General features: G+C 69.1%; 14 protein-coding genes and 1 rRNA gene. 8 read left to right on the top strand and 7 right to left on the bottom strand.

The annotated features are described in order from the left end of the window. Positions 1 to 91 (top strand): 5S ribosomal RNA (gene rrf / locus AC069H_RS12175); the annotation flags it as partial. A gap of 206 nt (positions 92 to 297) precedes the next feature. Here rrf and cobF read toward each other — a convergent pair. After that, complete coding sequence (gene cobF / locus AC069H_RS12170; RefSeq protein WP_478232268.1) at positions 298 to 1,068, bottom strand: precorrin-6A synthase (deacetylating); 771 nt, start codon at positions 1,066 to 1,068, stop codon at positions 298 to 300. A 96-nt stretch (positions 1,069 to 1,164) separates the two neighbouring features. Here cobF and AC069H_RS12165 point away from each other — a divergent pair, with 96 nt between their 5' ends. The 3 genes from AC069H_RS12165 to AC069H_RS12155 are packed head-to-tail and all read left to right on the top strand — an operon-like array spanning position 1,165 to position 3,781. After that, positions 1,165 to 1,371: a heavy-metal-associated domain-containing protein gene (locus tag AC069H_RS12165; protein WP_478229165.1), complete on the top strand. Its 207-nt coding sequence runs from the start codon at positions 1,165 to 1,167 to the stop codon at positions 1,369 to 1,371. After that, entirely contained in the window at positions 1,368 to 1,535 is a 168-nt protein-coding gene (locus AC069H_RS12160) for a hypothetical protein (RefSeq protein WP_340684149.1), read from the top strand. The genes AC069H_RS12165 and AC069H_RS12160 overlap by 4 nt, the downstream gene beginning before the upstream one ends. Before the next feature lie 41 nt (positions 1,536 to 1,576). Then, positions 1,577 to 3,781 (top strand): heavy metal translocating P-type ATPase, encoded by a 2,205-nt coding sequence (locus tag AC069H_RS12155; protein WP_478232284.1) that lies wholly within the window; start codon positions 1,577 to 1,579, stop codon positions 3,779 to 3,781. On the opposite strand, the gene AC069H_RS12150 is transcribed toward AC069H_RS12155, so the two are convergent. Then, positions 3,782 to 4,063 carry a metal-sensitive transcriptional regulator gene (locus AC069H_RS12150; RefSeq protein ID WP_007034631.1) on the bottom strand — a complete coding sequence of 94 codons (282 nt, stop codon included), beginning with the start codon at positions 4,061 to 4,063 and terminating at the stop codon, positions 3,782 to 3,784. It lies immediately after the preceding gene. Positions 4,064 to 4,229: 166 nt separating this feature from the next. Here AC069H_RS12150 and AC069H_RS12145 point away from each other — a divergent pair, with 166 nt between their 5' ends. After that, positions 4,230 to 4,586 (top strand): YciI family protein, encoded by a 357-nt coding sequence (locus AC069H_RS12145; RefSeq protein ID WP_478232267.1) that lies wholly within the window; start codon positions 4,230 to 4,232, stop codon positions 4,584 to 4,586. Between the two features lie 56 nt (positions 4,587 to 4,642). On the opposite strand, the gene AC069H_RS12140 is transcribed toward AC069H_RS12145, so the two are convergent. Continuing rightward, positions 4,643 to 5,305 carry a M protein gene (locus tag AC069H_RS12140; RefSeq protein ID WP_478229168.1) on the bottom strand — a complete coding sequence of 221 codons (663 nt, stop codon included), beginning with the start codon at positions 5,303 to 5,305 and terminating at the stop codon, positions 4,643 to 4,645. Positions 5,306 to 5,523: 218 nt separating this feature from the next. Between AC069H_RS12140 and AC069H_RS12135 the strand changes: the two genes are divergently transcribed. Continuing rightward, a complete protein-coding gene (locus AC069H_RS12135) occupies positions 5,524 to 6,219 on the top strand; it encodes a maleylpyruvate isomerase family mycothiol-dependent enzyme (RefSeq protein ID WP_478232266.1) in 696 nt (231 codons plus the stop codon). On the opposite strand, the gene AC069H_RS12130 is transcribed toward AC069H_RS12135, so the two are convergent. The 4 genes from AC069H_RS12130 to AC069H_RS12115 all read right to left on the bottom strand — a co-directional run bounded on the left by AC069H_RS12130 (position 6,220) and on the right by AC069H_RS12115 (position 9,812). Beyond that, entirely contained in the window at positions 6,220 to 7,554 is a 1,335-nt protein-coding gene (locus AC069H_RS12130; RefSeq protein WP_478232265.1) for a copper resistance CopC/CopD family protein, read from the bottom strand. It abuts the gene before it with no gap. After that, on the bottom strand, positions 7,551 to 8,129 hold the full coding sequence (locus AC069H_RS12125; protein WP_478232264.1) for a hypothetical protein: 579 nt from the start codon (positions 8,127 to 8,129) through the stop codon (positions 7,551 to 7,553). Before AC069H_RS12125 ends, AC069H_RS12130 begins: the two co-directional genes overlap by 4 nt. Before the next feature lie 115 nt (positions 8,130 to 8,244). Next, positions 8,245 to 8,931, bottom strand: a complete 687-nt coding sequence (locus tag AC069H_RS12120; protein ID WP_465422210.1) for a winged helix-turn-helix transcriptional regulator — start codon at positions 8,929 to 8,931, stop codon at positions 8,245 to 8,247. Between the two features lie 41 nt (positions 8,932 to 8,972). Beyond that, positions 8,973 to 9,812 (bottom strand): AfsR/SARP family transcriptional regulator, encoded by an 840-nt coding sequence (locus AC069H_RS12115; RefSeq protein WP_478232263.1) that lies wholly within the window; start codon positions 9,810 to 9,812, stop codon positions 8,973 to 8,975. Between the two features lie 221 nt (positions 9,813 to 10,033). On the opposite strand from AC069H_RS12115, the gene AC069H_RS12110 reads away from it, so the two are divergent. Beyond that, positions 10,034 to 12,307, top strand: coding sequence for a TOMM precursor leader peptide-binding protein (locus AC069H_RS12110; protein WP_478232262.1), 2,274 nt, complete (start codon positions 10,034 to 10,036; stop codon positions 12,305 to 12,307). A 42-nt stretch (positions 12,308 to 12,349) separates the two neighbouring features. After that, complete coding sequence (locus AC069H_RS12105) at positions 12,350 to 13,810, top strand: SagB/ThcOx family dehydrogenase (protein WP_478232283.1); 1,461 nt, start codon at positions 12,350 to 12,352, stop codon at positions 13,808 to 13,810. Positions 13,811 to 13,910: the final 100 nt, after the last annotated feature.

The raw sequence follows: 13,910 nt of genomic DNA, 5'->3' as shown, positions 1-13,910 counted from the left end.
GCCCGGTCCCATTCCGAACCCGGAAGCTAAGCCTGACAGCGCCGATGGTACTGCAACCGAAGGGTTGTGGGAGAGTAGGACACCGCCGGACTAACATTGATAAAAGGTCCAGGCCCCGGTCGAGAACCACGAGTTCTCCCGGGGCCTGGACCCTTTTTCATACCCGAAACCCGTCACACCCGTGCCTGAACCCGTCACACGCGTGCCTGAACCCGGAACACACGAGTTCCGGGTTCAGGCACGCGAGATACGGATTCAGGCACGTGAGGGTGGGGCGGGGCTCCCGCATTTAGAGGACTAAATGCGGGAGGGGGCGGGGCGGCGTAGGTGGTAGATGTCCATGATCCAGCCCTTTCGGGACCGGGCGGAGGCGCGGACGGTGCGGATTTCCGCGGCCAGGTCGGCGGACAGGGGACCGGACAGCAGGAGTTCATCGGGGGTTCCGAGGTATGCGCCCCAGTAGATCTCCAGGCCCGTGTCGACGAACTGCGAAAAGGTGCAGTTCGCGTCCAGCATCACGAAGACGTCGTCGACGTCCGCGGGCCAGCCGGCCTCGAGACGGCGGCCGGTCGTGACCAGGACCGGGCGGCCGATCTGGTTCATCGTGGTCCGGTGCCGGGACGTCAGGGCGGCCACACTGCTGACGCCTGGGATGACGTCGTACTCGAACTCGACGTTCCCCCTGGCCAGTACGGCGTCCAGCAACGTCAGGGTCGAGTCGTAGAGCGCGGGGTCTCCCCATACGAGGAACGCGCCCCGCTCGTCGGGACCCAGGGAAGCGATCATGCTTTCGTAGACGTCGGTCCGGAGCCGGTGCCAGTCGGCGACGGCCTTCCGGTAGTCGTCCGGAGTACGGTCGCGTTCTGGGTCCGGCGCCCGGACGACGCGGTAGCCGGGCCGTTCGACGAACCGGTCGAGGATCTCCTGGCGCAGCGCCGTCAGGTCCTGCTTCTCCGAACCCTTGTCGAGGACGAAGAACACATCGGTCTCGTTCAGCCGCCGGACGGCCTGGACGGTCAGGTGTTCCGGGTCGCCGGCGCCGATGCCGATGGCGGAGATCTTCCTCATTTCCGCAGTGTGCCCGCACCCTCTGTGCAAACCACTACCCCCACGGGGTATAAAGGAAGTGATCGCTCCACCTGTCCTGTAGAGGAGTTCGTACCGATGGCCGAAGCCACCTACACCGTCAAGGGCATGTCCTGCGGGCACTGCGCCTCCTCCGTCACCGAGGAAATCAGCGGGATCGCGGGCGTCAGCGCCGTGAACGTGGACGTCGCCAGCGGCAAGGTCACCGTCACCAGCGACGCGCCGCTGGACGTCCAAGCCGTCGACGCGGCCGTCACCGAGGCCGGTTACCAGCTCGTCTCGTGAGCACCGCCGTCAAGGTGTCGGCGTTCGCCGCGGCCCTGGTCGCGGTGTTCGCCGTCGCCTGGGCGATCGGTTCCGCCGTCGGGCCGCTGGAGGAGACGCCGGCACCGGCGCCGACCAGCGTGCACGAAGGCCATCATGAGGGCCACCCGGGAGGTACGCCGTGAGCGCCGCGACATCCCAGCGGGTCGAGCTGGCCATCGGCGGGATGACCTGCGCGTCCTGCGCCGCGCGGGTCGAACGCAAACTGAACAAGGTCGACGGCGTCTCCGCCACGGTCAACTACGCCACCGAGAAGGCGCAGGTCGACTTCCCCGCCGCGCTCTCGGTCGAAGACCTCGTCGGTGTCGTCGAGTCCGCCGGCTACACGGCCCAGCCGCCCAAACCCGACGAAGACGAAGACCAGACTGGCGCGCTTCGTACGCGTCTCGTCGTTTCGGCCGTGCTCGCCGTGCCGGTGATCGTGCTGGCGATGGTCCCGGCCTGGCAGTTCACCTACTGGCAGTGGGTCTCGCTGGCACTGGCCGCGCCGGTCGTCACCTGGGGCGCGTGGCCGTTCCACCGACCGGCCTGGACGAACCTCCGCCATGGCGCCGCCACCATGGACACCCTGATTTCACTCGGCGTCGTCGCAGCCACGCTCTGGTCGCTGTACGCCCTGCTGTTCGGCACCGCCGGGGTGCCCGGTATGCGGCACGGCTTCGAGCTGACGATGCAGCGCGGGTCCGGCGCGGGCAACCTCTACTTCGAAGTCGCCGCCGGGGTGACCACCTTCCTCCTCGCGGGCCGGTACTTCGAAGCCAGGTCCAAGCGCCGCTCCGGCGCCGCGCTGCGGGCGCTGCTCGAACTCGGCGCGAAGGATGTCGCGATCCTCAAAGACGGCACAGAGAGCCGGGTCCCGATCGGCGCGCTGAAGACGGGCGACGAGTTCGTCGTGCGGCCAGGGGAGAAGATCGCCACCGACGGTGTCGTGACCGATGGGGCATCGGCCGTCGACCTGAGCATGCTGACGGGGGAAGCGGTCCCAGTGGAGGTCAGCGCCGGGGACATCGTCGTCGGCGGGACGGTCAACGCCGGTGGACGGCTCGTCGTCCGCGCCACCCGGATCGGCGCCGACACCCAGCTCGCGCAGATGGCGCGGCTGGTCGAGGACGCGCAGAACGGCAAGGCCCGGGTCCAGCGGCTCGCCGACCGGGTGTCGGCCGTATTCGTCCCGGTGGTGATCGCGCTCGCTGTCGGCACGCTCGGCTTCTGGCTCGGAGCCGGCAGCGGAGCCGATGCCGCCTTCACCGCCGCCGTCGCGGTCCTCATCATCGCCTGCCCGTGCGCGCTCGGGCTGGCTACGCCGACGGCGCTGCTGGTCGGCACTGGCCGCGGCGCGCAGTTGGGCATCCTCATCAAGGGTCCTGAGGTGCTCGAGTCCACTCGCGCCGTCGACACCGTCGTGCTGGACAAGACCGGCACGGTGACCGCGGGGAAGATGAGCCTCACCGATCTCTTCGGTGCCCCTTATGAGGATGCCGCCAAAATCGGTCCTGATGAAAACAAGGCAGCCGAGACCGAAGTCCTGCGCCTGGCCGCGGCGGTCGAGCACGCTTCCGAGCATCCGATCGCCCGCGCGGTCGTCGCGGCCGCCGAAGAGCGGCTGGGCGAGCTGCCGCCGGTCGACGGGTTCCGCAGCGTCGAGGGCCTGGGCGTGCTCGGCGACGTCGAAGGCAAGACCGTACTGGCCGGGCGGCCCGCTCTCCTCGAACAGCACGGCATCGCTGTCGGCGACGAGTATTCCCAGGTCAAGACGGCCGCTGAGGACCGTGGCGCCACCGCGGTCGTCGTCGCCTGGGGCGGCGAGACACGCGGTGTGGTCGTCGTCGCCGACACGGTCAAGCCGACTTCGGCCAAGGCCGTGGCGGAACTGAAAGCGCTCGGACTCCGCCCGGTCCTGCTGACCGGCGACAACACCGGTTCCGCGAAGGCCGTCGCCGCCGAAGTGGGGATCGACGAGGTGGTCGCGGAGGTCCTGCCCGCCGACAAGGTCGACGTCGTCAAGCGGCTGCAAGCCGAAGGCCGCGTGGTCGCCATGGTCGGCGACGGCGTCAACGACGCGGCCGCGCTCGCGCAGGCCGATCTCGGTCTCTCGATGGGGACCGGGACGGACGCCGCGATCGAGGCCGGTGATCTGACCCTGGTCCGCGGAGACCTGCGCGCCGCCGCGGACGCCATCCGGCTTTCGCGCCGCACGCTCGGCACGATCAAGGGCAACCTGTTCTGGGCGTTCGCCTACAACGTCGCCGCGCTGCCGCTGGCCGCGCTCGGCCTGCTCAACCCCATGATCGCGGGGGCCGCGATGGCGTTCTCCTCGGTGTTCGTCGTCACCAACAGCCTGCGGCTACGCCGGTTCCGCGGAAACGCCTGATCAGGACCGGACCAGCCGGGCGATGGCGTCGGACGCCTCCCGGACCTTGAGGTCGGCCTCTTCACCACCCGCGGCGGCGGCGTGGACCACGCAGGTGGCGAGGTGCTCGTCCAGGAGTTCGAGGGAGAACGACTGCAGCGCCTTCGTGGCCGCGGACACCTGCGTCAGGATGTCGATGCAGTACTTGTCCTCCTCGACCATCCGCTGCAAGCCGCGGATCTGCCCTTCGATCCGGCGCAGGCGCTTGAGATAGGCCTCCCGCTCGGTGCCGTAGCCCGTCATTCCGCACCCGTTCTCTCGTCGTTCCCTGTCACCGGCCACTATACCCTCCCCACGTATGTGCCCGGGGAAGCGGAATTTCCGGGTGCCAGGATGTCGAGGACGATCCGGCGGCTCCGACTCCTGCGTGAGTGGCCGGGCACCGGCCGGACGACCAGGAGGAACACCGATGAAGTACATGATCATGATCACGATGAACCCCACCGCCTGGGACGCCCTCCCCGAGGAGGAGCGCAACGAGGTGGTCGCCCGCATCGACCCTTTCATGAAAAAGCTCACCGAGAGTGGCGAGCTGCTGGGGACGCAGGCGCTGGGGGAGCCGAAGGAGAGCACGGTGGTGCGGGTGCGTGACGGTGTCCCGGTGGTCACCGACGGCCCGTTCGCGGAGTCGAAGGAGTACCTGGCCGGCTTCTACCTGGTCGAATGCGACAGCAAGGAGCGCGCGATCGAGATCGCGGGCCAGATCCCGGACGCGCACATCAACGCGATGGAGATCCGGCCGGTCGTGTTTTCGTCGGGTGTGTGATTCGACCAGTCAGGCGGAGCCTGTCCGTTGAGGGTGGCGGTGGGGCGGGGTCCGGGCTAGGTCGCGGCCGCTTCGGTGCCGGTGCGGGCTTCGGGCCTGCTCCGGCGCTGAACGGGCACTTCCGGTTCCGGTGAGTCGGGCACGGCCAGTGCCGAGCCGGCCTCGGTGAGCAGTTCGCGGCAGCCGACCAGCTGTTTCATCACGTCATCGCGCAGGCGGAGGGCCACGTCGGCCTTCTGTCGCGCTTCGGCGACCAGGCGCTCGCTCTCTTGGGTGGCGTCGTCGAGCAGTTTTCGCGCCCGGGCCTGCGCGGCTTCGTCCTGTGCGGCGAGCGCGCGCATCGCCTCCGCGCGGCGCAGCGTCATGGCGCGCTCGAAGTCTTCGGCGATCCGCTTCCGTTCCGCCTCGGCCTTGGTGGCCTCTTCGGCGGCGCGCGCGGTGATGTCTTCGGCTTCTTCACGGGTGAGTTCGAGCATCCGGCGCGAGCGCTCCTGCAACGCGTCCGGCGCGATCGGCACCCGGCTGATCCGGTCGACCGTCGCCCTCAATTCGCGATTGTCCTCTCGCGCGGCGGTGAGCTCGGCGGCGAGCGTGTCTCCGCGGCGGAGGGCTTCATCGCGTTCCGCTTCCACCCGTCGTAGTTCGGCTTCCACCTCGCGAACGAATTCCCGGACCTGAGCGCGATTGAAACCACGCCACGCCAGATCGAAGCCGGGCATCTCCATTGGTCACCTCCACAGTGGTCGATGTGTCGCCATTGGGCGCTTTCTCTTGCCACACGGGGCTTTCACCGACCAGTGTGCCTGAAGCCTCGGCGACACGCGCCACGGGTGGGTGGTCTTTGCTTTGAACGGTACGCGCAATCGGGAAGAAGGGTGAAGCTCCGAAGCGGTGGGAGAATGGACGACCATCGCTTACCCCTACTGGAGGTGGCCGCGTGACGAGCAGCCGAATTCGAGTCCCTGGCTGGAATACGGCGACAGCGGCCGAAGGGTATCGGCAGGTCAGAGAGAACTTCGCGATCTTGGTCGCCGATCACGCCGGCGCCGCCGAGCGGTCCGTCCCGGCTTGTCCACAGTGGACCGCACGCGAGCTGATCGCGCATCTGGCCGAGATCTGCGATCGGGTGATCACCCGGTTCGGTGGCGAGTCCTGCCCGGTGCCGGAGACGGCGTCGGCCGCCGAAGTGCTGAAGCTCTGGCTCGAACGCGGTCCCGAAGCCGACACCCTCCTCGCCGCCGACGGCGACGGGAAGGGCCGCGGCGACATCATGGTGATGGACGCCTTCACTCACGAACTCGATCTCCGGTACGCGCTCGGCGTTCCGCCGCCCGGGGCGCACGCCGCTTGGCTGCGGGGATTCGAAGTGCTCGTCCGCGGCCTCGGCGACTCGCTGGGCAGGCACGGACTACCCGGGATGCGGATCGAGACCGAGGGCGCGACCTGGATCGCCGGCACCGAGCCGGTCGCCGCTGTGCTCACGGGCGCGCCCGTGGACCTGTACCGGTCGCTCGCCGGGCGCCGGAGCCCGGCCCAGATCGCCGCCATGGACTGGCTGGGCGATCCCGAGCCGTGGCTCCGGGCCTTCACCTGGGGGCCGTTCACCCCGCCGGACGCGGAGATCGAGCGGTGATCAGCCGGTCGGGGACATCGAGGACAGCGCCGCGGCCAGCGCGAGCACCACGGCCACGATCAGTACCTCGATCCCGACGCTGATCCGCAGTTTCCGCAGGTCGGCGGTCACCACGCCGGTACCGCCGCGTCCGGAGAGCCCGCGCCGCACGGCGTTGCGGCTCAGGTTCGCCACCAGCAGCAACGCGGCGAACCCGGTCAGCTTCAGCAGGAAGACGATGCCGTACGCGGACGTCCAGAGCGCCTCCACCGACGGCACGAGCCGGAAGCCCAGGTAGGCGCCGCTGACCACCATGATCACGATCGACCGGGTGGCGATCGGGTGGAACCGCGCCAGCGCCGGCTCGGCCTCGGACGCCGGGTACCTGCCGCGCAGGAGCACGGCCAGCTGGATCAGCCCGCCGACCCAGACGGCCATCGCGCCGAAATGCGCCAGGTCGGCGCCGACCGAGAGGAACATGATCTTGTCGGCCACCGCGTGCCCGGTCGCGGAGAAGCTCAGCATCACGATGAATCCGGCGGCGATGCCGAGGTTCTCGTAACGCGAGCGCAGCCGATCCGGCAGGTCACCCGCGAGCAGCCGTCGCACGATCACGGCGAGCGCGACGATCGCGGCCAGGCGCAGGAGCAGGAGTTTCCCGTACGCCACCCGCAGGGTCGCCTCGATCAGCGCCGGATCGAAGATCGCGCCCACCCCGCGGCCCGCGACGTACGGACCTTGCAGCAGGAACCCGGCCACGGCCGTGACCCCCGAGAGCCACAGACCCGCGGTGATCAGCTTCCGCGCCGACGGATCGGTGCGGCCCTCCGGGCGGCAGACCAGGATGAACACCAGCCCGCCGAGCAACGCGACACCGCCGAAGGAGCCCCAGCGGAAGGTGGTGAACAGCGCGTCGGTCACCGGATCGGTCCCGGTGGAGGCGGACACCGCGCCCGCCGACGTGATCAGGGGGCCGGTGCCGATCACGAAGGCGATCGTGCCGCGCACGGGATGCGAATCGGTCGAGACGAAGGCGTACTCGACGAGATAGCTGCCGTCCGGAAGGTCGGGTTCGATTTCGACGGCGACCTCTTCGGCGACGTCGCCCGGCTGGAACACCGGACCGGACACCACGTCGGTGCCTTGCTGGTCGACGACCTTGATCGAGTTCGGCTGGATGCCGATGTTCTCCGACAGGGTGAGCGAGACCCGGGCGGGGGCCGAGGTGAGCCGGGCGCCGTCGGCGGGGTTCGAGGACAGGAGTTCGACGTGGGCCGAGGCCGGGGCCGCGGTGAGCACCGCGACCCCGAAACACGCCGCCAGCAACGCCAGTAGCGCGAAGAGCCTCCTGGTCACGACGCCGCGGTCGCCAGCTCGCGCCGGCTTTCGGGCGAGCACGTGCACCCGGTCAGCTCCCGCTCGGCGGCGGGAGCCTTCTGGTGCACGATCATCGCGATGATCATCGGGATGGTGACGATCGTGTTGTAGAACAGGTGCAGTTCCACGCGCGGGATGAACAGCTGGATGATGCTGCTCGGCGCGGTGCCGCCGCCGAGCCGCCAGCCGGTCTGCGCCTGGATCAGCAGGAGCAGGTGCTCGATGTGGTGCCAGAACTGCAACCCGAGCGCCAGGTTCCACCACTGCCGCGAACGGCCGGCGAAACCTTTGCGCAGGGCGAACAGCGCGACCAGCATCACGATGGCGTACCCGTAGTGCAGCCATTCGGAGCTGATCAGTGCCGGGAAGGGGATCCCCAGCACGCCCCGGGCGTCCGCGGTCTTCCAGCCGAGCGCGTAGATCTGGAACGCCTGCACCAGGTGTTCCGCCCAGTGGGCCACCACGACCACCGCGAAGGCGAGGAGCGCCGCGCGGTGGTATTTCCCGTTGAGCGAGGCGAGCAGACCCGGACGACGCGAATCCAGTGTGGCCATGAAGGGCTCCTATGACGAAAGACCGACCGGTGACGGACCTTGACGATAGCTCGCGATCCGTAGTTTTCCGTTACTCCGGATTGCTGATCCGACCTGCGGTATTACGCCGGATGGCTCAACGGACGACGATTCCTTCCGTCACTTTCGGAGCCGCGGGAATATGGAACAGTTCCGCGAAAAGTTCGAGGTATTCGAAGGCGCCTTCGAGGCGGATCTTGCCGGTTCGGGTCGCGTCGGCGGCGGTGAGGTCCCCGGTCAGCAGGTCCTTGATGAACGGGCCCAGCGGTTCGATGACCGCGTCGGCGCCGGGGTGCGCGCCCTCCGCGACCTTGAGCGCGCCGTCCTCGACGATCGCGTGCAGGAGCATCTCGCCCGGGTAGCGCAGTTCGTAGGTGACCTGGACGCCCTTGGCCTTTTCGCTCCGGAAGGTCGTGTACAGCGAGAGGATCGCCGAGTCCATCGTGAAGACGTCCTCGGGGGACGGCTGCCCGAGCGACCGCGCGCCCCAGAGGCCGAGGTCCAGCACGATCTGGTCGAGTTCGCTGCCGTACTCGGTGAGTTCGTAGACGACCGCGGCGTCGAGCTGGGGGAGCAGGCGGCGGCGGAGCACCCCGGACTGCTCGAGTTCGTTGAGCCGCGCGGACAGCGTGCTCGGCGGGATCTTGGGCAGGCCGGCCTGCAGCTCGGTGAACCGCTTCGGGCCGAGGACGAGGTCGCGGACGATCAGCAGCGACCAGCGTTCGCCGATGATCTCCAGCGCCCTGGCCAGACCGCAGAACTGACCATAGGTACGAATGCTCATCCGTCGATCCTCACTTTCGTTTCCGTGGCGGGGAATGGTGTTCACGCGGGTTCACCCTCGGAAAGCAGGCCGTGGTGCAGTACCTGCAGTTCGTCACAGGGTTCGACGCCCAGTTCGTAGTTGAGGCGGGTTCGCATCTGACGGTACGTGGCGAGCGCGTCGGAGCGCCGCCCGCTGCGGCCCAGCACGCGGATCAGCTGCCCGTGCAGTGCCTCGTCGAGCGGGTTCGCGGCGACCAGGGAACGTAGTTCGCCGATCAGTTCGTGCCGCATCCCGGCCGCGATATCCGCCTCGATCCGCAGATGCAGGGTGCTGCGCCGCTGTTCGACGAGGTCGATCGAGTACGCGGACAACACCGGTCCACAGTGGACGTTCGCGAGCGGCGGACCCGACCACAACGCGAGCGCGGAGCGGAAGGCTTTCGCCGCTTCGGTGTGCTCGCCGCGCAGTCGCAGCTCGCGGCCCTTCTGCTGCAGCTCCTGGAACTCGAAGACGTCCACCTGCTCGGGGGCGATCCGGAACACGTACCCCGGCGGTTTCGTCGCCAGCATGGTCTCACCATACGGGGCGAGCTCGTTCTCCTCGATGCACTTGCGCAGCTGGTAGACGTAGGTGTGCATGGTGGTGCGGACGCTGCGCGGCGGGTCGTCGGCCCACAGTTCCCGCACGATCGTGTCGATGGGCACGATCTTCCCCGGGCTCATCACCAGCATGCCGAGCACCTGGAGCAGCTTCGGTGTCGTCGGCGCGTAGTCGAACCCGTCCCGCACGAGTTCGAGCGGGCCGAGGAGGGTGAAACGGACGGGGCTTGCGGGCGGGACCGGAATCGGGTTGGGTGCCGAGCCGTGGTGCGTGTCCGCTACTCGTGATCCGGTGTACATCGCAAGCGCCCTCCAGCTCGATACGCGTCGAGACCTGATTCCCAGTACTTCGACAGTGGCAGAGCGGCACGGCGCGGGCCAGTGAGCCGTCCACCAGCTGTCGCGTGTGTGCGTCCCGCAAGAACGTGGGTTTTTCATGTCCGACGCGTGAATCGCGCACTGGCCGGGGCGGAGCCCGCCGAGCAGGATTCGAGAATCGAACCGACCTACTGGGGGTCTACATGCGCGAGGCATCGTCCACGTCCGGCTCGATCAGCGGTGGCTTGGGGTTCAAACGGCATCTGCGCGCGGAGATCCGCGAGGGGACCGGTGCCTATCTGTTCTCGGAACAAGGGGTCATCGCGATACGCGGCGCGCAGGTCGCGTCGGTGGCGGCCCTGCTCGACGGCACCCGTGACCTCGACGGTCTCCTGGCCGCCCGCCCGGACGGGATGAGCGCCGAACAGGTCACCGGAGTGCTGGCCAGGCTGGTCGAGGCCGGCCTGGTCACCGTCCACGTCCCGGACGAGATCAGCGGGGACGAACGCGCGCTCGCGTACTGGGACGCGTGCGGTCTCGACGCCTCCGCGGTGGCCGGCCGTCAGAAGCCGGCGACGGCGAGCCTGACCGCTGTCGGCGGTGGCGTCGACACCTCGCAGGTGGCGAGAGGTCTGGCCGCGAGCGGGATCGAAGTGGTCGGCACGGCGTCCGAGCTGGCCATCGTGCTGTGCGACGACTACCTCGACCCGCGCCTGGCGGAGATCGACGCCGAGCACCGGCGTACCGGGCGGCCTTGGCTGCTGGCCCGGCCTTCGGGTTCGCAGGTGTGGATCGGCCCGATCGTGCAGCCCGGCCGGTCCGGCTGCTGGCACTGTCTGACGAACCGGTTGTGGGGGCACCGGCACGCCGAGGCCTGCGTGCAGGAGGTCCTCGGGCACGACGGCCCGGCCTCGTTCCCGATGCCCGCCGTGCCGCCGCTGACCGCGGCCGCGTCGCACCTGATCTCGCTCGAAGCGTCCAAATGGCTGGCGGGACACCGCTACCCGGGGCAGCAGGCCGTGTGGATCCTGGACACCCTCGACCTGCAGGGGCGCCTGCACGAACTGCGGCGCCGTCCCCAGTGCCCCGAATGCGGTGACGAAGGGATCGTCGCCGCGCGGACGGCCGAGCCGGTGGTGCTGCGGGAGGCCAAGAAGGCGACGTCGGGCGGTGGCGGGCACCGGACCCTCACCCCGGTGGAGGTGCTCGACCGCTACGGCCACCTGGTCAGCCCGGTCACCGGGATCGTCAAGGAGATCTCCCGCGACCCGCGAGCACCGGCGTTCGTGAACGCGTACCACTCCGGGGGGAACGTCGCGCGCCGCGTGCGCGGTGAGGCGGGGTTGCAGGCCGGGTTGCGCGGGGAGAACGGCGGCAAGGGCGCGAGCCCGATCGACGCCGAGGTCGGCGCGCTGTGCGAGGCGATCGAGCGGTTCTCGGCGAACTACCAGGGCGACGAACTGCGGATCCGCGACACCTTCAGCGCGCTCGGCGAGGACGCCGTCCACCCGAACTCGTGCATGCTCTTCGACGAGCGCCAATACGAAGGCCGCGTCGAGTGGAACTCCGCGCACGCCACCTTCCAGTACGTCCCGGAGCGGTTCGACGCCGAAGCCGCCATCGACTGGACGCCGCTGTGGTCGCTTTCGCGGCAGCGCCGGATGCTGATGCCGACCGCGTACCTCTACTACGGGGTGCCGTGGGAGTGCGGGCTCACCGGGATGCGCGCGGACTCCAACGGTTGCGCGGCCGGGAGCAGCATCGAGGACGCGATCCTGCAGGGACTGCTCGAACTCGTCGAACGCGACGCCGTCGCGCTGTGGTGGTACAACCGGCTTCCCGTTCCCGGCGTGGACATCGCGTCGTTCGACGACCCGTGGGCCGAGGAGATGGTCGGCCAGTACGCGCGGGCCGGCCGGGAACTGTGGGTCCTCGACCTGACGGCGGACCTCGGTGTCCCGGTGATGGTCGCGCTTTCCAGGAGTATCGTCGGGCCGCGCGAAAACGTCATGATGGGCTTCGGCGCCCACCTGGATCCCAGGACGGCGCTGCGGCGGGCGGTCAGCGAGCTCAACCAGATGATCCCGGCGGTGCTCGCGAACGACGTCGAACTCGACGATCCCGACGCGGCGCGGTGGCTCCGGTACGCCACGGTCGCGAACCAGCCGTATCTGCTGCCGGCACCCGGCCGGTCGGCGAAACGGGCCGCGGACTTCAAGTTCGTCCGGCGTCCCGACGTCCGTGACGACGTGGAGTGCTTGGTACGCAGGCTTTCCGTACTGGGAATGGAGACGCTGGTGCTGGACCAGACGAGGCCCGACATCGACCTCCCGGTGGTCCGGGTGGTCGTTCCGGGGCTGCGTCCGTTCTGGAGCCGCTTCGCTCCCGGACGGCTGTTCGACGTGCCGGTGCGCCTGGGCAGGCTCGCCGAGCCGACTCCCTACGAGCGGCTGAATCCCTTCCCCATGTTCTTGTAGAGCAAGCTGGAGCAACAGTTGACGACAGATCCCCCCGGCGGCGTGGCCGAAACGATCCCCCTGTGGTCGCTCACCGACGACAGCCTTGTCGAAATCAGTGAGGACGGTTCACTGGTGGTCGTCACGCGCTGGGGCGAGCACGAATTCCCGAACGCGGAGCCGCTGGTGCTGGAATCGTTGCGGCGCATGGCTTTGGGGCCGGTTTCGCTGGCGAACGTGACGTCTTCGTGGGAACCCGTCGAACGTGAGCCCGATCTCGAAGGCGAACTGAGCTGGACGGCCGAGGGCGCCGACGCGCTGCGGCAGGTGCTCAAGGAACTCGGCGGTTCCGTGGTGCGCTCGCTCGGGCTCGCCGACGGCCGCGGCCCGCTGCTGTCGGTGATCCCGGTCGTGCTCGCCCCGGTGTTCGCACCGGTGGAGATCCCCGCCACGCGCCCGATCCGGTTGTCCCGCTTCAGTTCCCTGCGTTCCGACGCCGACGGGATGGGGCTGGAATCGCCGTCCGCGCGCTATCGGGTCGTGCTGTCCCAGCCGTGGGCGGTGCACGTCGCGGCGACCCTCGCGACGGCGAAGTCGGTCGGGGAGATCGTGACCACGACCGGGATCGATCGCGGCGTGGTCGGCGCGATCGTGTCCTATCTGGTCGCCGCGGGCGTCGTCCAGGCCGCTAAGGAGAACGGCAGGTTCGCCGAGGACGACGATCCCGAACTGGGCGTGTGGTCCCCGGACGAGCTGGCGTTCCACACCACGAGCCGGACCTGGCGGCCCGGCGGCCCGGCCGACCTCGCCGGTCTCGGGAATCCGCCGGTGATCAAGGCACCCACCGGTGAAGGCCCGAGCTATTCGCTGTTCCGGCCGGATCTCGCCGACCGCGCCGAGACCGACCCGACGCTGACGGCGTTGCTGGAGAACGACCACAGCTGCCCGGAATTCACCGAAAGCGTGCTGTCGGCCGAGCAGATCGGCGAGTTCCTGTTCCGCGGCGCGCGGATCCGGTCGATCGGGCCCGCGCATCTTCCGAACGGGCCCGCGCACAGTGCCTCGCAGCGGCCGTACTTCAGCGTCGCCTGCCTGTACGAACTCGAGCTGTACGTGTCGGTGAACCGCTGTTCGGGGCTGGACCGCGGGATCTACCACTACGATCCGCTCGACCATCGGCTCACCCTGGTCAACGACGACGTGGCCGTTCTCGACGAGATGCTCGACATAGCGATGATCGGCGGCGGCAACCACCGGCGGCCCTCGGCGCTCATCACCGTCACCGCGCGGATGCCGCGGATGGCGTCCGTGCTCGGCGGTGGCGCGTACGCCACGACGCTGGCGCATGTCGGCGCGTTGCAGCAGACGCTCTACCTCGTCGCCCGTGCCATGGGACTGGCCGCGCACGCCGTCCCGGTGGACGCCGGCGACCGCGTCGACCGCGCCCTCAAACTCGACTGGCCAGCCGAAGTCGGTGTCGGTGAATGCGTGCTCGATTTCCCGGTGGACGCCGTGGGGGAGTGAGCGGGTTCTTGGCGAGGCGGTCGTGGGGGGGGGGGGGGGGGGGGGAGGGCTTTGCCCCCCACAAACAGCCGACGAGCTCGCCAATTTGGGCAAAAACACA

It is taken from the genome of Amycolatopsis sp. NPDC043887 (genome assembly GCF_056435665.1).
Note: the sequence above shows the minus strand (reverse complement) of the source record. Positions and strands in the feature narration are given on the sequence as shown.